Raw genomic sequence first — 20,265 nt, 5'->3', positions numbered from 1 at the left:
AAGACGAAGACGGGCGCGGCCGCCATACAGGAATGCTTCATGGAGCGTGCATGGACGAGTTGACACTCGGATTGATCGGCGCTGGCGCCGTGGTAGTGGGAGGGGTGGTCGCATACAACGCGTGGCAAGGCGCCAAGGTGCGCCGCAGGATGCCGCGGCCGATGCCGGCCGACACCGAGCAGGGGCTCGCGCGCCACGAGCAAGGTGAGGAGGAGCGGCCGTTCATCGAGCCGGCGCGCGGCGGCGCTCGGCGCGAACCGGCCATGCCGGACGCCGCGCACGAAGGCGAAGCTGCTCGGATCGAACCGAGCTTCGGCGGGGCCTCCGCGCCGCTCGACATTCCGGCCGACATCCAGGCCGAAACGACGACGCCGAACGGTTTTACGCCTGAGCCGCAGCCCGAGGCGGCAGCCCCGGAATCGGCTCGGAACGACGCGCAGAGCGTGACGCCCGCGGCGACGACGATTTCGGCGGCTCCTCCGCATATCGTCGACCGGCGTATCGACTGCGTCGTGCCGATTCGCTTGTCCGGCTCCATCGCCGGGGAGAAAGCGTCGCCGCTCGCGCAGCGTCTGCGCCGCGCGGGCAGCAAGCCCGTCTATATCGAAGGCAAGCCGGAGGGTGGCGGCACGTGGGAATTGCTGCAAAACGCGCAGCGCTACGAGGAACTGCGCGCGGCGGTGCAACTGGCGAACCGCAGCGGCGCGCTCAACGAGCTCGAGTTCTCGGAATTCGTCTCGGGCGTGCAGCAGTTCGCCGATGCGATCGACGGCTCGCCCGAATTTCCCGACATGCTGGAAACGGTGTCGATGGCGCGTGAGCTCGACGGCTTTGCGGCCCAGTGCGACGCGCAATTGCAGATCAACGTGCTGTCCGACGGGGCTCCGTGGTCGGCCAACTACGTGCAAGCGATCGCCTCGCAAGACGGCCTGCTTCTCTCGCGCGACGGCACACGCTTCGTCAAGCTCGACGCAAAGCAGAGCCCCGTCTTCATGCTGCAATTCGGCGATACGAATTTCTTGCGCGACGATCTGACGTACAAGGGTGGCCAGATGATTTCGCTGATCCTCGACGTGCCCGTCGCCGATGAAGACATCCTGCCGTTCAGGCTCATGTGCGATTACGCCAAATCGCTGGCCGAGCGGATCGGCGGGCGCGTCGTCGACGATCAGCGGCGGCCGCTGCCCGAGCAAGCGCTGCTCGCGATCGAAAAGCAGCTCATGACGCTTTACGCGCGGCTCGAGGAAGCGGGCATTCCGGCCGGCTCCCCGGCCACGCGGCGCCTCTTCAGCCAGTAACGCACCGTTTACGCACCGTTTGCCGTCGGACGCACCCCGAAACAAGATCAACGACATGGCTCGCAAGCAAGACGAACCGCCTCCGCCCGCCGATCAACCGGCCGAACGCGCCGCTTGGCTGCGCACCGAACTCGAGCGGGCGAATTACCAGTACTACGTCCTCGATCATCCCCAGATTCCCGACGCCGAATACGACCGCCTGTTCTCGGAGCTGCAGTCGATCGAATCGGAGCACCCCGATCTCATCACGCCCGAATCGCCGACTCAGCGCGTGGGTGGAGAGGTGGCGAGCGGTTTCGCGTCCGTCGTCCATGCGTTGCCGATGTTGTCGTTGAACAACGGGTTTACCGACGAGGACGTGACGGCGTTCGACAAGCGCGTGAGCGATCGGTTGGGCCGCTCACCTGTCGAGTATTCGTGCGAACTGAAGTTCGACGGGCTCGCGATCGCCCTGCGCTACGAAGACGGCCGTTTCGTGCAGGCCGCCACGCGCGGCGACGGTTCGACCGGCGAGGACGTGACGCGCAACGTGCGTACCGTGCGCTCGATTCCGCTGCGCTTGAAGGGCGACCGCATTCCGCGCGTGCTCGAGGTGCGCGGAGAAGTCTTGATGTTCAGGCGGGATTTCGACCGCCTGAACGCGCATCAGCGCGACGCCGGGCAGCGCGAGTTCGCCAACCCGCGCAATGCGGCGGCGGGCAGCTTGCGCCAACTCGATTCGAACGTCACGGCCCAGCGGCCGTTGTCGTTCTTTGCCTACGGCATCGGTGCGCTGGAAGGGATGGAGATGCCCGACACGCACGACGCGCTGCTCGATTGGTACATCGAACTCGGCATGCCCGTTTGCAGCGAGCGCGCCACGGTGCAGGGCGCCGAGGGACTGCTCGCCTTCTATCGCCGGATCGGAGAAAAGCGCACGTCGCTGCCCTACGACATCGACGGCGTCGTCTACAAGGTCAACCATAAAGCCGATCAGGACGTGCTCGGCTTCGTTTCGCGTGCGCCGCGTTTCGCGCTCGCCCATAAATTTCCGCCCGAAGAAGCGCTGACGGAACTGCTCGAAATCGGTGTGAACGTCGGCCGCACCGGTGCAATCACGCCGGTTGCGCGCCTTGCGCCTGTTTTCGTGGGTGGGGTCACGGTCACGAACGCTACGCTGCACAACGAAGACGAGGTCCATCGCAAGGATCTGCGCTCGGGCGACACCGTCATCGTGCGCCGAGCCGGCGATGTCATTCCGGAGGTCGTCGGGCCCGTACTCGAACGCCGTCCGCAGGGCGCGCAGCCGTTCGTGATGCCCACCGCATGCCCGGCATGCGGCTCGGCCATCGAGCGGCTGCCCGGCGAGGCCGTTGCGCGCTGCACGGGCGGCCTCGTCTGTCCGGCGCAGCGCAAGCGCGCGCTCGAGCATTTCGCGCAACGCCGGGCACTCGACATCGACGGGCTCGGCGAAAAGATCATCGAGCAGCTCGTCGAGCAAAACCTGGTCCGGACGCCGGCCGATCTGTTCAATTTGGGTTTCTCGACGCTCGTGGCGCTCGAGCGCTTTGCCGACAAATCGGCGCAAAATCTGATCGACTCGCTCGAAAAGGCCAAGCAAACGACGCTCGCGCGCTTCATTTTCGCGCTCGGCATCCCCGACGTCGGCGAATCGACGGCGAAGGATCTCGCACGCCATTTCGGCTCGCTCGATCCCGTGCTGAACGCATCGATCGACGAATTGATGGAAGTCGAAGGGATCGGGCCGATCGTGGCCGAATCGATTCATCAGTTCTTTGCCGAAGAGCACAACCGCACCGTGATCGAGCAGTTGCGCGCTCCCGGCAAGGTCACCTGGCCCGAGGGGCCGCCGGCGCCGCGTGCGCCGCAGGGCGTGCTGGCCGGCAAGACGGTCGTGCTGACGGGCACCTTGCCGACGCTCTCGCGCGAGCAAGCGAAGGAAATGCTGGAGGCGGCCGGCGCGAAGGTGGCCGGCTCGGTGTCGAAAAAGACCGATTACGTGGTGGCGGGCGCAGAGGCGGGCAGTAAGCTCGCCAAGGCCGAGGAACTCGGGATTATCATTCTCGACGAAGACGGTATGCGCAAGCTCCTGGAGGGCGACAATCCATGATCCGTGACATTCTCAAGATGGGCGACCCGCGCCTGCTGCGCATCGCTCGAAGCGTCGAGCATTTCGACACGCCCGAACTCCATGCGCTCATCGCCGACATGTTCGAGACGATGCATCACGCGAACGGCGCGGGGCTCGCGGCACCTCAGATCGGCGTCGATCTGCAGGTCGTCATCTTCGGGTTCGGCCAGAACGAACGGTATCCGGATGCGCCGTCCGTGCCGGAGACGGTGCTCATCAATCCGACGATCACGCCCGTTTCACAGGATATGGAAGAGGGATGGGAAGGGTGCTTGTCGGTGCCGGGCATGCGTGGCATCGTCAATCGCTTTTCGATGATCCGCTATCACGGCTTCGACCAATACGGCCAGCCGATCGATCGCGTGGCCGAAGGGTTTCATGCGCGCGTCGTGCAGCACGAGTGCGATCATCTGATCGGCAAGCTGTACCCGATGCGGATCACCGACTTCACGAAGTTCGGTTTCACCGAGGTGCTGTTCCCGGATCTCGACCCGAACAGCGACGATTGATACTGCCCGCGACGGCGCCGCCGGGCGCCGTCCACGTGGGCCGCTACGCGAACGAGCGCGGCGTCGCCCGAGGCGCATGCGGAGAGGGCGATTTCGCGGCGCCCTCCCCAAGCGCTCGCTCAAAACGCCTCGTTCGGCAGCAAATACCGCCATTTGCCCTGCGGCAGTGCGCCAAGCACGACGCTGCCCATGCGGACCCGCTTCAATCCGACGGCGTGCAGGCCGACAAGCTCGCACATGCGGCGGATTTGCCGCTTCTTGCCTTCCCGCAGTACGAATCGCAACTGCTCGCCGTTCTGCCAGCTCACTTTCGCGGCTTTGAGTGCGACGCCGTCGAGCGAGAGCCCGAACCGCAGCAGCGCGAGCTTATCGGCGGGAAAGTGCTCGGCGACGTCGTTTGCATGTTCGCCGTATGTCACACGCACGAGGTATTCCTTCTCGACGCTCGAGTGCTCGCCGATCAACTGCTTCGCGATGCGGCCGTCCTGCGTGAGCACGAGCAGGCCGGTCGAATCGATGTCGAGCCGGCCTGCCGGCGCGAGTGCGCGCAGGTGGCTCGGCGCGAACCGCGTCGTCGCGCGGTCGCCTTCCCAGTGGTTGCCCGCCGTGACCAATGTGATGGCGGGCTGGTAGCCTTCTTCGGCTTGACCCGAGACATAGCCCACGGGCTTGTGCAGCAAAATGGTGACTTGACGCGATTGCGCTGCTTGAGCGTCGCGCGTGACTTCGATGTGCTGATCGGGGCGCACGCGCGAACCGAGCGTATCGATGCGCTCGCCGTCCACGCGCACCCAGCCGTTTTCGATCCATTCGTCCGCTTCGCGGCGCGAGCATAGGCCGAGTTCCGACATGCGCTTGGAAAGGCGCACGAGGCCGTCGTCGGCGTGGGGGCGGGCGGGCGTTCGCGAGTCATCGTCCGCCGGGCCGCCGGTTGGCGCGGCTTTGACCGGCTTGGCGATGCGCTGCGGCGCAGCCTTGCTGGGTCCGGCGCCCGCGCGCAACCGTGGCGCCTTGCTCGTCGCTGTGTCGCCGCGCTTGCCCGATACGGGGCGTGCCGTTTTGCGCGAACTCGCCGCGCCCGCGGCCGGCTCGCGAGCCGGCCGGCCCGGGGGGGCCCCGTTTCGCGACGGGCGATCGCCGCGAGGGCGGTCCTCGTTGGCGCCGCCGCGGCTGAAGCGGCGATCGGTGCCGCCGCTGGGCCGGTCGCCACCAGGGGCGCGAGCCGTCGGCCGGGCGCGCTGCTCGTCTCCCGCATGCGCGGCCCGCTCGCGCGGCGGCCGAGCATCGCGCGTCGAGGCGGCACGCGGCGCGCCGCGAGGCGCGTCATCGCCACGGCGGTCGGTCGGGCGCGCGCGCGGAGCGCTGCGCGGGGCGTCATCGCTGCGGCGGTCGGTCGGGCGGGCACGCGGAGCGCCGCGAGGCGCGTCATCGCCACGGCGGTCGGTCGGGCGGGCACGCGGCGCGCCGCGAGGCGCGTCATCGCTGCGGCGATCGGTCGGTCGGGCACGTGGCGCGCTACGCGGTGCATCTTCGCTGCGACGCGCTCCGGTGCGCGCGAGCGGTGCCTTCGTCGGCGCCTTCGCCGTAGTGCTGCCGAATCCGTCGCGTTTCGGCGCAGCGGCTTTACCGCCCGTGCGTGGAACGGCCGTCTTCTCGGCCGGAGCCGCACGCTCGCTTGGTGCAGGCCGTGGTGCCTTGCGTGCCGACGAACTGCTCGAACGAACGGGGGCGCGGCTCGGCGATGCCGGACGCGGATGCTTGGCTGTCAGTTTGACGCGCATAAAGTCTCACACTGCGATCGCGCGCAGCAGTTCGGTTTCGAGCTGAATCTGCAGGCGGTTATCGGAAAGGCCGCGTCCATCCAGCAGGAACACGTCCTCGACACGTTCGCCGAGCGTATTGATCCGCGCCGCATGGACGCCGACCCGATGCTCCGCCAGCACGCGCGCGATCGAATAAAGAAGCCCCGGCCGGTCGTTGGCCGACACGGACAGGATGTAGTACTGCCCGCGCTCGTCGGCTCGCAAATCGACGCGCGGGGTGATCGGGAACGTCCGCGACAGCCGCGAGAGGCGCCCCTTGGACGGCTCGGGCAGCGGAGCGTCGGATGAGAGCCGCGCGGCGAGCTGCTGCTCGACGAGGTTCGCGATGTCGCGATACTGCACGTCGTCGTCGGTGCGCGCGACGATGAAGTTATCGAGCGCGTAGCCGTGACGCGTCGTGCTGATGCGGGCATCGAGCACCGACAAGCCGTTGCGGTCGAAGTACGAACAGATGCCGGCGAACAAATCCGAGCGGTCGGGCACGTAGACGAGCACTTGCAGCGCTTCGCCGATCGGAGAGGGCCGGGCCCGCACGATCGGCGCTTCGGTGCGCACGTACCGATGCAATACACGGGTTTGCCACGCGATGTCGGCTGCATCGTGACGCAAGAAGTAGCCGACGTCGAGCTCGTCCCAGAGCGCGCGATGCGCATTCTCGGGCACCGTCTCGAGCCGCAGCAGGGCGAGGGCTTCCTCCTTGCGCGTCTTGAGTTCGGAATGCTCGTCGGGGCGTGCGCCGCCGAGCACGGCCAGCGTCATCCGGTACAGATCCTCGAGCAGCTTGCCCTTCCAGTTGTTCCAGACTTTCGGGCTCGTGCCGCGGATGTCGGCGACGGTCAGCAGATAGAGCGCCGTCAGGCGGCGTTCGTTGCCGACGAGCTCGGCGAACTGCTTGATGACTTCGGGGTCGCTCGTATCCTGTTTTTGCGCGACTTGGCTCATCGTCAGATGGTGCTGCACGAGCCACACGACGAGCGAGGCATCATCGCCGGCCATGCCGTGCTCGCGGCAGAACCGGCGCGCATCGGCCATCCCGAGCGTCGAATGATCGCCGCCCCGGCCCTTGGCGATGTCATGAAACAGCGCCGCGACGTAGAGTACCCACTGCCGCTCGAAGTTGGCCATCAACTGGCTGCAGAACGGGTATTCGTGCGCATGCTCGGCGAGCGCGAAGCGGCGCAGATTGCGCAGCACCATCAGAATGTGCTGATCGACCGTATAGACGTGATACAGGTCGTGCTGCATCTGGCCGACGATGCGCCGGAAGTTCAGCAGATAGCGACCGAGCACGCTCGTCTGATTCATGAGCCGCAGCGCGTGGGTGATGCCCAGCGGCTGCTTCAGGATCTCGATGAAGAGGCGGCGATTTTCCGGATTGCGCCGCCAGCGCGAATCCATGATGTCTCGCGCGTTGTAGAGTGCCCGCAGCGTGCGCGCGGAAAGCCCCTTGGTGCCTCGCGTCGTCTCGTACAGCAAGAAGGCTTCGAGAATGGCCGTGGGCGTGCGCTCGAACACGTCGTCGCTCGCGATCTCGATCATGCCTTGCTTTTCCACGAAGCGCTCGGACAGCACGCGCGTGATGCCACTCGTGCGCGGGAACAACTGCGCCTCGATGTTTTGGATCAGGATCGTCGCGAGCTGCGTGACGGCCTTTGCCGCCCAGTAATAGCGGCGCATGAGCTGCTCGCTCGCGCGGCGTGCGTGTGTCGCGTTGTAGCCGAAGCTTTCGGCCGTGGCCGTCTGCAGATCGAAGACGAGCACGTCCTGGCGGCGCCCGGCGATCACGTGCAGCCGCGCGCGCAGCATCTTGAGGAACGCTTCATTGCGGCGTAGCTCGCGCGCTTCGCGGGCCGTGATGAGCCCGCGCTCGTCGAGTTCCCGCCAACTGCGCCCGAAGCCCGCCGCGCGCGCGATCCATAAGATCAGCTGCAGATCGCGCAAGCCGCCGGGGCTTTCCTTGATGTTCGGCTCGAGGCTGTAAGGCGTGTCTTGAAACTTCGCATGGCGCTGGCGCATTTCGAGCACCTTGGCCTGGAAGAAGGCGCGCGCGTCGAGCGCGTCGTTCAAGCGCAGGACGACGCGCTGAAACAGTGTCGTGCTGCCCGTGATGCGCCGTGCTTCGAGCAGCGACGTGCGCACGGTGATGTCGTTGCCGGCTTCCTCGACGCATTGCCCGACCGTCCGCACGCTGCTGCCGAGCTCGAGCCCCAAGTCCCACGCCATGCCGATGAAGCGCTCGATGCGGGCGTCGAGCTCGGGCGGGGTGCCATCGGGCAGCAAGACGAGAATGTCGATGTCCGAATACGGCGCCAGCTCGCCGCGGCCGTAGCCGCCGACGGCCAAGAGCGCGGCCGCGGCCGGCAGCTCGCAGGCCAGCCATGCGCGCCGCAGCGCTTCGTCGGTCGTGCGCGAGAGCGCCTGCATGAGCGCATCGACGCGGCTGGCCGTCTTGAAACGTGCGAGAAGGTCCGCTTTTGCGGAGCGGTAGTCGGCTTTGACCGAAGCGGGGTCGGCGATGACGGCGGGGGCGCTCATAAGCTTACCGGCCAGGAGCCGGATGGTACGTGGGTAGGCGAAAGGCCGCCGCTTGCGGTTCGCGACAGGTTCGCGGCGGTTTCGTCGATTGCGGCTGCGCTCAGGCCGCGACGGCGATGGACGGCTTGGCCGGCGTGCCTGCCGATACGGTCAGCACGTCATACCCGGAGTCGGTCACGAGCACGGTGTGCTCCCATTGCGCCGACAGGCTGCGGTCCTTCGTCTTGACCGTCCATTGGTCCGGCATCGTGCGGATTTCGCGGCGGCCGGCGTTGATCATCGGCTCGATCGTGAAAATCATGCCTTTTTGCAGTTCGAGCCCCGTGCCGGGACGGCCGTAGTGGAGGATCTGCGGGTCTTCGTGGAACACCGTGCCGATGCCGTGGCCGCAATACTCGCGCACGACGCTGTAGCCGCTCGCCTCGGCGTGGCGCTGAATGGCGTGGCCGATGTCGCCGAGCCGCGCGCCGGGCCGCACCTGCTCGATTCCGAGCCACATGCATTCATAGGTGACCTGCGCGAGACGCTTGGCGAGGATCGAGCCCTCGCCGGCGATGAACATGCGGCTCGTGTCGCCGAAGTAGCCGTCCTTGATGACGGTGATGTCGATGTTCAATGCGTCGCCGTTCTTGACGACCTTGTCGCCCGGGATGCCGTGGCAGATGACGTCGTTGACCGAGATGCAGGTCGCTTTCGGGTAGGGCGGATAGCCGGGCGGCTGATAATTGAGCGGGGCGGGAACCGTGCCCTGCACGTCGAGCATGTAATTGTGGCAGAGTCGATCGAGTTCGGCGGTCGTGATGCCGGGCTGGACGAACGGGGTGATGTAATCGAGCACTTCGCTCGCGAGACGGCATGCAACACGCATTTTCGCGATGTCGTCTTCGTTTTTGATCGAGATAGGCATGAGTACGGGCCTGAAACCGGTAGGTACGTGAATGCCGCGATTATCGCACCATATGAGCCCCGTGGCAGACGGCCGCGGGGTGTTTCGTACGGCGAGGCGGGCGGTCGAGCCGTTCGGAAGCGCAGTGTCGCCAGGATGCGCCATCGGCGCCGCTGCCGCATCCAGCCATGCTGCATTGCGGCACGAGCGCGCCCGCTTGCTGCGCAAGCCATGCGTGGCTTGAGGGTGGACGCCGGCGCGTGATATACTCTCGGGCTAGTCGTTTGTAGTACATAGTCGCGCCTGAGTTGTACCTAAAGTTGTCGTACCCGTTGTACCCATTCGCAAGCCGGCGCACCCAGGGTGCCGCGCTGCGGCTCGCAAGCGCGAGTCGCAGCCGGTACGGCAGCCGGCTTAAGACCCAACCCTCGCGGAGAATTTCATGGCAGTCACCATGCGTCAAATGCTGGAAGCCGGCGTCCACTTCGGTCACCAAACGCGCTTCTGGAACCCCAAGATGGCCCCGTTCATCTTCGGTCATCGCAACAAGATTCACATCATCAACCTCGAAAAGACGCTGCCGATGTACAACGACGCGCTGAAGTACGTGCGTCAATTGGCAGCGAACCGCGGCACGATCCTGTTCGTCGGCACGAAGCGCCAGTCGCGCGATACGATCGCTCAAGAAGCGCAGCGCGCCGGCATGCCGTACGTCAATGCGCGCTGGCTCGGCGGCATGTTGACGAACTTCAAGACGCTGAAAGTGTCGATCAAGCGCCTGAAGGACATGGAAGCCGCGGTCGAGGCCGGTGAGCTCGAGAAGATGAGCAAGAAGGAAGCGCTGCTGTTCGAACGCGAAATCGCCAAGCTGCAAAAGTCGATCGGCGGCGTGAAGGACATGGGCGGCATTCCCGACGCGATCTTCGTCGTCGACGTCGGCTACCACAAGATTGCCGTGACCGAAGCGAACAAGCTCGGCGTGCCGGTCATCGCCGTGGTCGATACGAACCACTCGCCGGAAGGCATCGATTACGTGATCCCGGGCAACGACGACGCGAGCAAGGCTGTCGCGCTGTACGCCGAAGGCGTCGCGGATGCGATCCTCGAAGGCCGTGCGAATGCCGTCAATGAAGTCGTGCAAGCCGCGCGCGGCAATGACGGCGACGAATTCGTCGAGGTGGGCGGGGAGCAGTAAAAGCAACCCCGTTGCCGGCAAAAAAGGGGGCTTTCGATAGGCCCCCTTTTTTTAAGTGTCGGCGAAACGTGCGGCGCGATCGATGCGCCGCGAACGAATGCCTGCCGTTCGCATCGAAGTGCGGGCGGCGTGTGAAAGACAGACTCAAGGAGCGAATGATGGCGGCAATTACCGCAAGCATGGTGGCTGAACTGCGCGCGAAGACCGACGCGCCGATGATGGAGTGCAAGAAGGCACTGACGGAAGCCGATGGCGACATGGGCCGCGCCGAAGAGCTGCTGCGCGTGAAGCTCGGCAACAAGGCCAGCAAGGCGGCCTCGCGCGTCACGGCGGAAGGCGTGATCGCTTCGCACATCGCCGGCAACGCGGGCGCGCTCGTCGAATTGAACTGCGAAACCGACTTCGTCGCGAAGAACGATGATTTCATCGCGTTCACGAAGCAAGTGGCCGAGCTCGTCGTTTCGCAAAACCCGGCCGACGTCGCCGCCTTGTCGGCGCTGCCGCTCAACGGCCAGACGGTCGATGCCGTGCGCCTCGCACTCGTCGGCAAGATCGGTGAAAACCTCTCGATCCGCCGGTTCTCGCGCTTCGAAACGTCGAACAAGCTGGCTGCCTACCTGCACGGCACGCGCATCGGCGTGCTCGTCGAGTACACGGGCGCGGACGAGCAAGTCGGCAAGGACGTCGCGATGCACATCGCGGCCATGAAGCCGGTTTCGCTGTCGTCGGACGACGTTCCGGCCGAGCTGATCGCCAAGGAGCGCAGCATCGCCGAGCAAAAGGCGGCCGAATCGGGCAAGCCGGCCGAAATCGTCGCGAAGATGGTCGAAGGCAGCGTCCAGAAGTACCTGAAGGAAGTCTCGCTGCTGAACCAGCCGTTCGTGAAGAACGACAAGCAGACGATCGAGCAGATGCTGAAGGCGGCCGGCTCGTCGGTGCAAAAATTCGCACTGTTCGTCGTCGGCGAAGGCATCGAGAAGCGTCAGGACGATTTCGCCGCCGAAGTGGCCGCGCAAGTTGCCGCTGCGAAGCAGCAGTAAATCCGCGGTTCGGCCAGTACCCGTGGCGGGCGCCATGCTCGCCGCGGCGGGCTCGCTGCGGCGAGTTCCTCCGGGCGGGCCCCCGGCTAGCCCAGGCATTCCGGCTCGACCGGCGTTCCCGGGCGGCCGGGCTTGCCCGGGCTTATGTTTCACCCCTACAGTTCCACATTGTCGTGATCTCTTCGGCGCGATCGGATACCGCTATGCCCACAGCCTATAAACGCGTTCTTCTCAAACTCTCCGGCGAAGCTTTGATGGGCGACGATGCGTTCGGCATCAATCGCGCGACGATCGAACGCATGGTGGCCGATATTGCCGAAGTCGTGCGGTTCGGCACGCAACTGGCCGTCGTGATCGGCGGCGGCAACATTTTCCGCGGCGTAGCGGGCGGGGCAGCGGGCATGGACCGCGCCACGGCCGACTACATGGGCATGCTCGCGACGATGATGAACGCGCTCGCACTGCAAGATGCGATGCGCCACGCGGGCATCGAGGCGCGCGTGCAATCCGCGCTGCGCATGGACCAGGTCGTCGAGCCGTATATCCGGCCGCGCGCGATCCGCCAGCTCGAGGAAGGCAAAGTCGTCATCTTCGCGGCCGGCACGGGCAACCCGTTTTTCACGACCGATACGGCCGCTGCGCTGCGCGGCTCGGAAGTGGGGGCGGAAGTCGTTTTGAAGGCCACCAAGGTCGACGGCGTATACTCTGCGGACCCGAAGAAGGATCCATCGGCCACGCGCTACGCGACGATCAGCTTCGACGAGGCGATCGTGCGCAACTTGCAGGTGATGGACGCGACGGCGTTTGCGCTGTGCCGCGACCAGAAGCTGCCGATTCGCGTGTTTTCGATCAACAAGGCCGGTGCGCTGAAGCGGATCGTGCAAGGTGAGGACGAGGGCACCCTCGTCCACGTGTAAACTCTCCCGTATGAGAAGCGGGGCGGGTTCCGCCCGCGGCGCCGGGCGGTGCCGCGGGTGCGAATGCGCACAACGATGAAGTTTTGGAGGTCTAAATGAGCGTAGCAGAGGTCAAAAAGAGCGCCGACCAGAAAATGCAGCGTTCGCTCGAAGCGTTCAAGAACGATTTGGCGAAAATCCGCACGGGCCGCGCGCACACGGGGTTGCTCGATCACATCCAGGTCGACTACTACGGCTCGAACGTGCCTATCTCGCAGGTGGCCAATCTGACGCTCATCGATGCGCGCACGATCGGCGTGCAGCCCTGGGAAAAGAAGATGGTCGCCATCGTCGAGAAGGCGATTCGCGAGTCGGATCTGGGCCTGAACCCCGCCACGCAAGGTGATCTGATTCGCGTGCCGATGCCGGCATTGACGGAAGAGCGCCGCCGCGAGCTCACGAAGGTCGTCAAGAGCGAAGGCGAAACGGCGAAGGTCGCCGTGCGCAATTTGCGCCGCGACGCGAACGAACAGCTGAAGAAGCTCGTCAAAGACAAAGAAATCTCGGAAGACGACGAGCGCCGTGCGGGCGACGAAGTGCAAAAGCTCACGGATAAGTACGTCGCCGAGATCGACAAGCTCGTTCATTCGAAAGAAGCCGAGATCATGACCGTCTGAGCGTCGTCGTCTCCGACATCCGACTCTCGGCGCGTCCTTCTTTTTCCCGCAGTCTGAATCCCGGCGGCCATGACCTATACCAGCTCTACCGTTCGCGTGCCTGATGTCGCGGCTGTGCCGCGGCATATCGCGATCATCATGGACGGCAACGGCCGTTGGGCGACGCAGCGGCGCTTGCCGCGCGTGGCCGGCCATACGCGCGGCGTCGATGCCGTTCGCACGGCCGTCGAAGCGTGCGCCCGTGCCGGCGTCGAATACCTGACGCTGTTCGCGTTCAGCTCCGAGAATTGGCGCCGTCCCATGGACGAAGTGTCGTTCCTGATGCGCCTGTTCGTCACCGCGCTCGAGCGGGAAGTCGGCAAGCTGCATGCCAACGGCATCCGCTTACGCGTCGTCGGTGACTTGTCCCTATTCGATACGCGCGTGCAGGATCTGATTCGCCGCGCCGAGACGAAAACGGCCCGCAACACGCGGCTGACGTTGACGATCGCGGCGAACTACGGCGGCCGGTGGGACATCATGCAAGCTGCCCGCAAGCTGGCCGAGCAATCGGTCAGCGAAGGGCGGCCGGTTCAGATCGACGAATCCACGTTCGCTCAGCACCTTGCGCTCGCGTATGCGCCGGAGCCCGATCTGTTCATCCGAACGGGCGGCGAGACGCGCATCAGTAACTTCCTGCTCTGGCAACTGGCCTACACCGAGCTCTACTTCACGGATGCGTACTGGCCCGATTTCGATGCCAAGACGCTGTCCGATGCGATCGCGTCGTACGCCCGCCGGGAGCGCCGGTTCGGCCGCACGAGCGCGCAACTCGAGCCGCAATCGCAAGACGAACCTTCGCAAAGCGCCGATTCTCTTCCATGCTGAAAACCCGCGTCATCACCGCGGTCGTGCTGCTGGCGGTGCTGCTGCCGGTCACGCTGTTCGCGCCGGTGGCCGCGTTCGGCGCGCTGCTCGCGCTCGTGCTCGTCTTCGGCGCGTGGGAGTGGGCACGCCTGCTCAAGCTGACGGGGTTTGCGCCCGTGGCCTATGCGGTCGTCGCGGCGCTTGCGCTGGCGGCGAGCACGCGCTTGGGCCTGGGCGCGCGTGCGGCGCGACCGCTGCTCGAGGCGGCCGCCGTCTTCTGGATTCTCGCCGGTCCGTTCGTGCTCGTGCGAAAGCCGACGCTCGCCCATGGCCCCTGGCGGCTATTTCTCGTCGTCGCGGGCCTCGTGGTGCTCGTGGCCTGCTGGCACGCGCTCGTTGCCGCGCGCATTCTGGGCGTATCGTTCGTGTTGTCCGTGCTGCTGGTGGTCTGGCTGGCCGATATCGGCGCATACTTTGCCGGCAAGGCGTTCGGCAAGCACAAGCTCGCGCCCGCCATCAGCCCGGGCAAGACGTGGGAGGGCGCGATCGGCGGTTGGCTGGCCGTCATGGTCGCGGCCGTCGCCGTCATGGCGTCGCACGCATTCGATCCGACGCTCGTGTCCGCCCTCGGCGCGCGCCTGGGGCCGGTGCGCATGCTGCTCGTGCTGACGGTGCTCGTCGCCTTCAGCATCGTCGGCGATCTGTTCGAATCGATGCTCAAGCGTCAAGCGGGCATGAAGGATTCGAGCGCGCTGTTGCCCGGGCACGGCGGCGTGCTCGATCGCATCGACGCGCTGCTGCCGGTGCTGCCGCTGGCGATGCTGCTCATGGGCTAGCCCCAGCCAGGAATTTAGAGTAGAGATATGAAAAAACGTCTGACACTGCTCGGTTCGACGGGCTCGATCGGCGACAGCACGCTCGATGTCGTCGCCCGCCATCCGGAGCGCTTTTCCGTTTACGCGCTCACGGCTCACCGCAACGGCGACAAGCTCGTCGCCCAATGCTTGCGCTTTCGGCCCGAGGTGGCGGTCGTCGGCGACGCCGAAACAGCTGCGCGCGTCGAAGCGCAACTGAGGGCGGCCGGCTGCGACACCGCGGTGGCTCATGGCGCCGAGGCGCTCGTGCAGGCCGCGCAAAGCGCGCAATGCGACACGGTCGTGGCCGCGATCGTCGGTGCGGCCGGCCTTGCGCCGACGCTGGCTGCGGCCCGCGCCGGCAAGCGCATTTTGCTGGCGAACAAGGAGGCGCTCGTGATGTCGGGCGCAATCTTCATGGATGCGGTGCGCGACCACGGCGCGACGCTCTTGCCGGTCGACAGCGAACACAATGCGATCTTTCAATGCTTGCCGCGCGACGCGGCGGAGCACGGCGGCGTCACGAAGATCATCTTGACCGCGTCGGGCGGCCCGTTCCGCACGCGCGAGCCGGCCACGCTCGTCGGCGTCACTCCGGACGAAGCTTGCAAGCATCCGAACTGGGTCATGGGCCGCAAGATCTCGGTCGATTCGGCGACGATGATGAACAAAGGCCTCGAGGTGATCGAAGCCCATTGGCTCTTCAACCTGGCCGGCGACAGGATCGAGGTCCTGATTCATCCGCAAAGCGTCATCCATTCGCTCGTTTCGTATGCGGACGGTTCCGTGCTCGCGCAGCTGGGCAATCCCGACATGCGCACGCCGATCGCTCACGCACTTGCGTTTCCCGAGCGCGTCGACTCGGGCGTCCCGCAGCTCGATCTCGCACAGATCGCTTTGCTGCAGTTCGAGAAGCCCGACTACGAGCGCTTCCCCTGCCTCGCGTTGGCGATGCAGGCGATGGCGGCCGGCGGTGTCGCCAGCGCGGCGCTCAATGCGGCAAACGAAATCGCCGTCGACGCGTTCCTCGAGCGCCGGATCGGCTTCATGGACATCGCGCGCACGGTCGACGCCGTGCTCGGCGGCTTGAGCAATCGCACGCCGAGCGGGCTGGACGATGTCCTGAGCGCGGATGCCGACGCGCGGCGCGCGGCGCGCGACTTCATCGCCGGTGGTCGCGTGCTCGTCGCGCCTGCGGCGACACGAACGGGCTCCGTCGATCGCGCGGTGCAGTGAGACGCCGATGAACTTGCTGATCGAAGTCGCCGCCTTCGCCGTTGCGATCGGCGTGCTCGTGGTGGTACACGAGTACGGTCACTACAGCGTGGCGCGGCTTTGCGGCGTGAAGGTGCTGCGATTCTCGATCGGCTTCGGGCGGCCGCTTCTGAGTTGGGTCGGGCGCAAGACCGGCACGGAATGGACCATCTCGGCCGTGCCGCTCGGCGGCTACGTCAAGATGCTCGACGAGCGCGATCCGGGGCCCGGGATCGCGCCGGCCGATCTTCCCCATGCTTTCAATCGCCAACACGTCGCCAAGCGCATCGCCATCGTGCTGGCAGGGCCGCTCGCGAACTTCGTGCTGGCGGTGGTGCTGTTTTCGATCGTGTTCGCCACGGGTGTCACCGAGCCCGTCGCCACACTGGCTACGCCGCCGGCGGGTACGGTCGCGGCCCACGCGGGCTTCGAGGGCGGCGAGACCGTCATGGCGATCGGCGACGAGCGTGGCGATGATGTCGAAGCGGTCCGCTCGTGGTCGGATCTGCGTTGGAAACTGCTCGATGCGGCTTTCGACCATCGGCGCATCGTGCTTCAAGCGCATGACGGCCACGGCACCTACGACTTCCAAGTCGACCTGCGCAATCTGCCGCAAAGCGACCTCGACGACGACTTCCTCACGAAGCTCGGGTTCGAGCAGGGCGGCACGCTGACGGTCGCCGCGGTCGAGCCGGGCAGCGCCGCCGAGCGGGCCGGCCTGCAGGCCGGGGATACGCTGCGCACGGCGGGCGGCGCGCCGATCGACGGGGCGCAGGCGTTCATCGCCTACGTCAAGGCGCGAGCAGGGCGCCCGATCGTGCTTGGCATCGAGCGCGGCACGCCGAGCCAGCGGCTTTCGCTGACCGTCGTGCCCGAGGCGCAGGAGGATTCGCAAACGGGTGCGCGCGCCGGGCGCATCGGCGCCGCGCTGCAAACCCACGTGCAGACGGTGCGCGTGCGCTACGGCCCGTTCGACAGCGTTGCCCGCAGCGCGCGGCGCACCTGGGACATCGCCGTATATTCGCTGCGGATGTTCGGGCGCATGCTGACGGGCCAAGCGTCGCTGAAGAATTTGTCGGGTCCCGTGACGATCGCGGACTACGCGGGCAAGAGCGCGCAGCTCGGCTGGGCACCGTTTCTTTCCTTCCTGTCGCTCGTCAGCATCAGCCTCGGCGTGTTGAACTTATTGCCGATTCCGGTATTGGACGGGGGGCATCTGTTATATTATTTGGTTGAAGCCGCAACCGGCAAAGCCGTGTCGGAACGCTGGCAGCTCGTTTTGCAAAGGGCTGGTCTCGTGTGCATCGTCGTGTTGTCGGCGATCGCGCTCTTCAACGATCTGGCTCGTTTAATCCATTTCTAAAGTGTCCGGCGGTGCGCGCGTGGCGCGGCCGCGGCGGACAGATGCAGCTAAAAACTCTGGGGATGCACGTTGTTCAAACCTCATCGCTTTGTTCCTAAGACGGTTGCGGTCGCGGCGCTTGCCGCTCACGGGCTCGTCGTCCACGCGGCGACGGCGCCTTTCGTGGTCCAAGACATCCGGATCGAAGGCTTGCAACGGGTCGAGCCCGGCACGGTGTTTTCCTACCTGCCGATCAAGCGAGGCGATACGTTCACGGACGACAAAGCGTCGGAAGCGATCCGCGCGCTTTATGCGACGGGTTTCTTCAGCGACGTGCGCATCGCGACGGAGGGCGACGTCGTCATCGTCAACGTGGTCGAGCGGCCGGCCATCGGGGAAATCGATTTCTCGGGCCTGCACGAGTTCGACAAGGATGCGCTGACGAAGGCGCTCAAGAGCGTCGGGCTCTCGCCGGGCCGGTACTACGACAAGGCGCTCGTCGACCGCTCCGAGCAGGAATTGAAGCGTCAGTATCTGACGCGCGGCTTCTATGCGGCCGAAGTCACGACCACGATCACGCCGATGGACAAGGGCCGCGTGTCGATCCTGTTCGCCGTCAACGAAGGCCCGAGCGCAAAGATTCGCCAGGTCAATTTCATCGGCAACAAGGTGTTCAGCACGAGCACGCTGCGCAACGAGATGCAGCTGTCCACGCCGAACTGGTTCTCGTGGTACACGAAGAACGACCTCTATTCGAAAGACAAGCTCACGACCGATCTCGAAAACGTCCGGTCGTACTATCTGAACCGCGGCTATCTCGAGTTCAACATCGAGTCCACGCAGGTTTCGATTTCGCCCGACAAGAAGGACATGTACCTGACGCTGACGGTGCATGAGGGCGAGCCGTACACGGTGTCGAGCGTCAAGCTCGCGGGCAATCTGCTCGATCGCGGCCCCGAACTGCAAAAGCTCATCACGATCAAGCCCGGGCAGCGTTTTTCGGCCGAGAAGCTGCAGGCGACGACGAAGGCGATCGTCGACAAGCTCGGCGAGTACGGCTACGCGTTCGCGACCGTCAACGCGCAGCCCGAGATCGACCAGGTCCATCACAAGGTGGCATTGACGCTGCAGGTCGATCCTAGCCGCCGCGTCTACGTCCGCCACATCAACGTGACGGGCAACACGCGCACGCGCGACGAGGTCATTCGCCGCGAAATGCGCCAGCTCGAGAGCTCATGGTTCGATTCGAGCCGGCTCGCGCTGTCGAAAGACCGCATCAACCGCCTCGGCTACTTCACGGACGTCGACGTGACGACGACGCCCGTGCCCGGCACGTCCGACCAAGTGGACGTCGACGTCAAGGTCAAGGAAAAGCCGACGGGTGCGATCACGCTCGGTGCCGGCTTCTCGTCGACGGACAAGGTGGTGCTGTCGGCCGGCATTTCGCAGGACAACGTGTTCGGCTCGGGCACGAGCCTTTCCGTGAACGTCAACACGGCGCGCTCGTATCGGACGCTGACGGTCACGCAGGTCGATCCGTACTTCACCGTCGACGGCATCAAGCGGATCACCGACGTCTACTATCGGACGACACAGCCGCTCTACTACTCGACGAATTCGAGCTTCCGAATCATCACGGCGGGTGGCGACCTGAAGTTCGGCATTCCGTTCTCGGAAGTGGATACGGTCTATTTCGGCGCGGGCTTCGAGCAGAACCGGCTCGACGTCGACAGCTCGACGCCGCAGGTGTATCAGCAATACGTGACCGACTTCGGCCGCGTGTCGAACAACATCCCGTTGACAGTCGGCTGGTCGCGCGACGCGCGCGATAGCGCGCTCGTGCCGAGCCGCGGGTACTTCACGCAGGCGAACGCCGAATACGGCACGCCGATCGGTGCCGCGCAGTACTACAAGGCCGACTTGCAGGCGCAGTACTACTACTCGTTCGCGCGCGGCTTCGTGCTGGGCCTGAATTTCCAAGGCGGCTACGGCAACGGCATGGGCGGCAAGCCGTTCCCGATCTTCAAGAACTACTTCGCCGGTGGTATCGGGTCGGTGCGCGGCTACGAGCCGAGTTCGCTCGGTCCGCGCGATGCGACGACGAACGATCCGATCGGCGGTTCGAAGATGGTCGTCGGCAATATCGAGTTGACGTTCCCGCTTCCGGGCACGGGCTACGACCGGACGCTGCGCGTATTCACGTTCCTCGACGGCGGCAACGTCTGGGGCACCGAGGGCTCGAGCATCGGTGCGAACGGCCTGCGCTACGGCTATGGTGTCGGTCTCGCCTGGATCTCGCCGATCGGTCCGCTCAAGATCAGCTTGGGTTTCCCGGTCACGAAGCACCAGGGCGATCAGTATCAGAAATTCCAATTCCAGATCGGGACGGCGTTCTAACGGCGCCATACCCTGTCCAGCATCGAGAGGAAGATTTTGCAAACCGGTACGTTTATCAGACGCGTGTTGGGTACGGTGGCATTGGCGGGGGCCCTCGTGGCCGTGTCCGGCATCGCGCAAGCGCAAGAGGCCCGCATCGCGGCAGTCAATTCCGATCGCATCTTGCGCGAATCGGCAGCGGCCAAGGCGGCTCAGCTCAAGCTCGAAGCGGAATTCGCGAAACGCGATAAAGATCTGCAAGACATGGCGAGCCGTCTGAAGACGTTGTCCGACCAGCTCGACAAGAACGGTGCATCGATGTCGGCGACGGACCGCGCGGCCAAGCAGAGCCAGTTGTCGAATCTCGACAGCGAATTCCAGCGCAAGCAGCGCGAGTTCCGCGAAGACTTGAATCAACGCCGCAACGAAGAACTGGCAGCGGTGCTCGACAGGGCGAACAAGGTGATCAAGCAGATCGCCGAGCAACAGCACTACGATTTGATCGTGCAGGAAGCCGTCTACGTGAGTCCGCGCATCGACATCACCGATCAGGTGCTCAAGGCGCTGGCTGCCTCGAGCCCGGCCGCGACGAACTGAATGACG

16 protein-coding genes are annotated in these 20,265 nt (G+C 65.3%); 13 read left to right on the top strand and 3 right to left on the bottom strand.

All coding sequences use genetic code 11. The features are described from left to right. Nucleotides 1-50: 50 nt before the first annotated feature. The 3 genes from ACTHNZ_RS17790 to def are packed head-to-tail and all read left to right on the top strand — an operon-like array spanning nt 51 to nt 3,938. Nucleotides 51-1,298 carry a cell division protein ZipA C-terminal FtsZ-binding domain-containing protein gene (locus ACTHNZ_RS17790; RefSeq protein ID WP_440543870.1) on the top strand — a complete coding sequence of 416 codons (1,248 nt, stop codon included), beginning with the start codon at nt 51-53 and terminating at the stop codon, nt 1,296-1,298. Nucleotides 1,299-1,353: 55 nt separating this feature from the next. Further along, a complete protein-coding gene (gene ligA / locus ACTHNZ_RS17785) occupies nt 1,354-3,408 on the top strand; it encodes an NAD-dependent DNA ligase LigA (RefSeq protein ID WP_440543869.1) in 2,055 nt (684 codons plus the stop codon). Further along, on the top strand, nt 3,405-3,938 hold the full coding sequence (def, locus tag ACTHNZ_RS17780) for a peptide deformylase (protein ID WP_440543868.1): 534 nt from the start codon (nt 3,405-3,407) through the stop codon (nt 3,936-3,938). The genes ligA and def overlap by 4 nt, the downstream gene beginning before the upstream one ends. A gap of 119 nt (nt 3,939-4,057) precedes the next feature. On the opposite strand, the gene ACTHNZ_RS17775 is transcribed toward def, so the two are convergent. From ACTHNZ_RS17775 to map, 3 genes are all read right to left on the bottom strand, one after another. Beyond that, nucleotides 4,058-4,939, bottom strand: coding sequence for a pseudouridine synthase (locus tag ACTHNZ_RS17775; protein WP_440543867.1), 882 nt, complete (start codon nt 4,937-4,939; stop codon nt 4,058-4,060). A 786-nt stretch (nt 4,940-5,725) separates the two neighbouring features. After that, complete coding sequence (locus tag ACTHNZ_RS17770; RefSeq protein ID WP_440543865.1) at nt 5,726-8,296, bottom strand: [protein-PII] uridylyltransferase; 2,571 nt, start codon at nt 8,294-8,296, stop codon at nt 5,726-5,728. 100 nt (nt 8,297-8,396) lie between these two features. Beyond that, nucleotides 8,397-9,203, bottom strand: a complete 807-nt coding sequence (gene map, locus ACTHNZ_RS17765) for a type I methionyl aminopeptidase (protein ID WP_440543864.1) — start codon at nt 9,201-9,203, stop codon at nt 8,397-8,399. A gap of 421 nt (nt 9,204-9,624) precedes the next feature. Between map and rpsB the strand changes: the two genes are divergently transcribed. The 10 genes from rpsB to ACTHNZ_RS17715 all read left to right on the top strand — a co-directional run bounded on the left by rpsB (nt 9,625) and on the right by ACTHNZ_RS17715 (nt 20,259). Beyond that, nucleotides 9,625-10,377: a 30S ribosomal protein S2 gene (rpsB, locus tag ACTHNZ_RS17760; protein ID WP_440543863.1), complete on the top strand. Its 753-nt coding sequence runs from the start codon at nt 9,625-9,627 to the stop codon at nt 10,375-10,377. 158 nt (nt 10,378-10,535) lie between these two features. Next, a complete protein-coding gene (tsf, locus tag ACTHNZ_RS17755) occupies nt 10,536-11,417 on the top strand; it encodes a translation elongation factor Ts (RefSeq protein ID WP_440543862.1) in 882 nt (293 codons plus the stop codon). Between the two features lie 203 nt (nt 11,418-11,620). Continuing rightward, nucleotides 11,621-12,334: a UMP kinase gene (gene pyrH, locus ACTHNZ_RS17750; RefSeq protein WP_440543861.1), complete on the top strand. Its 714-nt coding sequence runs from the start codon at nt 11,621-11,623 to the stop codon at nt 12,332-12,334. Between the two features lie 95 nt (nt 12,335-12,429). Next, a complete protein-coding gene (gene frr / locus ACTHNZ_RS17745) occupies nt 12,430-12,990 on the top strand; it encodes a ribosome recycling factor (RefSeq protein ID WP_440543860.1) in 561 nt (186 codons plus the stop codon). Between the two features lie 69 nt (nt 12,991-13,059). After that, complete coding sequence (gene uppS, locus ACTHNZ_RS17740) at nt 13,060-13,857, top strand: polyprenyl diphosphate synthase (RefSeq protein ID WP_440543859.1); 798 nt, start codon at nt 13,060-13,062, stop codon at nt 13,855-13,857. Beyond that, nucleotides 13,851-14,672, top strand: coding sequence for a phosphatidate cytidylyltransferase (locus ACTHNZ_RS17735; RefSeq protein WP_440543858.1), 822 nt, complete (start codon nt 13,851-13,853; stop codon nt 14,670-14,672). Before uppS ends, ACTHNZ_RS17735 begins: the two co-directional genes overlap by 7 nt. A 27-nt stretch (nt 14,673-14,699) precedes the next feature. Next, nucleotides 14,700-15,926, top strand: coding sequence for a 1-deoxy-D-xylulose-5-phosphate reductoisomerase (locus tag ACTHNZ_RS17730; protein WP_440543857.1), 1,227 nt, complete (start codon nt 14,700-14,702; stop codon nt 15,924-15,926). Nucleotides 15,927-15,933: 7 nt separating this feature from the next. Next, the gene (gene rseP / locus ACTHNZ_RS17725) at nt 15,934-17,307 is read left to right on the top strand and encodes an RIP metalloprotease RseP (protein WP_440543856.1); all 1,374 of its coding nucleotides are present in this window, start codon (nt 15,934-15,936) and stop codon (nt 17,305-17,307) included. 69 nt (nt 17,308-17,376) lie between these two features. Further along, a complete protein-coding gene (gene bamA, locus ACTHNZ_RS17720) occupies nt 17,377-19,683 on the top strand; it encodes an outer membrane protein assembly factor BamA (RefSeq protein ID WP_440543855.1) in 2,307 nt (768 codons plus the stop codon). A gap of 36 nt (nt 19,684-19,719) precedes the next feature. Beyond that, nucleotides 19,720-20,259 carry an OmpH family outer membrane protein gene (locus ACTHNZ_RS17715; protein WP_440543853.1) on the top strand — a complete coding sequence of 180 codons (540 nt, stop codon included), beginning with the start codon at nt 19,720-19,722 and terminating at the stop codon, nt 20,257-20,259. Nucleotides 20,260-20,265 lie beyond the last annotated feature (6 nt).

The sequence above is a fragment of the Trinickia sp. genome (assembly GCF_051953955.1).
Classification (GTDB): Bacteria; Pseudomonadota; Gammaproteobacteria; order Burkholderiales; family Burkholderiaceae; genus Trinickia.
The sequence above is the reverse complement of the archived record's forward strand: the minus strand, read 5'-3'. Positions and strand labels throughout refer to the sequence as shown.

What these genes read in the sequence shown, in the direction of transcription:
- def (WP_440543868.1), top strand. Translation starts at nt 3,405, where the DNA reads ATGATCCGTGACATTCTCAAGATGGGCGACCCGCGCCTGCTGCGCATC.
- ligA (WP_440543869.1), top strand. Translation starts at nt 1,354, where the DNA reads ATGGCTCGCAAGCAAGACGAACCGCCTCCGCCCGCCGATCAACCGGCC.
- pyrH (WP_440543861.1), top strand. Translation starts at nt 11,621, where the DNA reads ATGCCCACAGCCTATAAACGCGTTCTTCTCAAACTCTCCGGCGAAGCT.
- uppS (WP_440543859.1), top strand. Translation starts at nt 13,060, where the DNA reads ATGACCTATACCAGCTCTACCGTTCGCGTGCCTGATGTCGCGGCTGTG.
- ACTHNZ_RS17735 (WP_440543858.1), top strand. Translation starts at nt 13,851, where the DNA reads ATGCTGAAAACCCGCGTCATCACCGCGGTCGTGCTGCTGGCGGTGCTG.
- ACTHNZ_RS17730 (WP_440543857.1), top strand. Translation starts at nt 14,700, where the DNA reads ATGAAAAAACGTCTGACACTGCTCGGTTCGACGGGCTCGATCGGCGAC.
- rpsB (WP_440543863.1), top strand. Translation starts at nt 9,625, where the DNA reads ATGGCAGTCACCATGCGTCAAATGCTGGAAGCCGGCGTCCACTTCGGT.
- tsf (WP_440543862.1), top strand. Translation starts at nt 10,536, where the DNA reads ATGGCGGCAATTACCGCAAGCATGGTGGCTGAACTGCGCGCGAAGACC.
- rseP (WP_440543856.1), top strand. Translation starts at nt 15,934, where the DNA reads ATGAACTTGCTGATCGAAGTCGCCGCCTTCGCCGTTGCGATCGGCGTG.
- map (WP_440543864.1), bottom strand. Translation starts at nt 9,203, where the DNA reads ATGCCTATCTCGATCAAAAACGAAGACGACATCGCGAAAATGCGTGTT.
- ACTHNZ_RS17770 (WP_440543865.1), bottom strand. Translation starts at nt 8,296, where the DNA reads ATGAGCGCCCCCGCCGTCATCGCCGACCCCGCTTCGGTCAAAGCCGAC.
- frr (WP_440543860.1), top strand. Translation starts at nt 12,430, where the DNA reads ATGAGCGTAGCAGAGGTCAAAAAGAGCGCCGACCAGAAAATGCAGCGT.
- ACTHNZ_RS17790 (WP_440543870.1), top strand. Translation starts at nt 51, where the DNA reads ATGGACGAGTTGACACTCGGATTGATCGGCGCTGGCGCCGTGGTAGTG.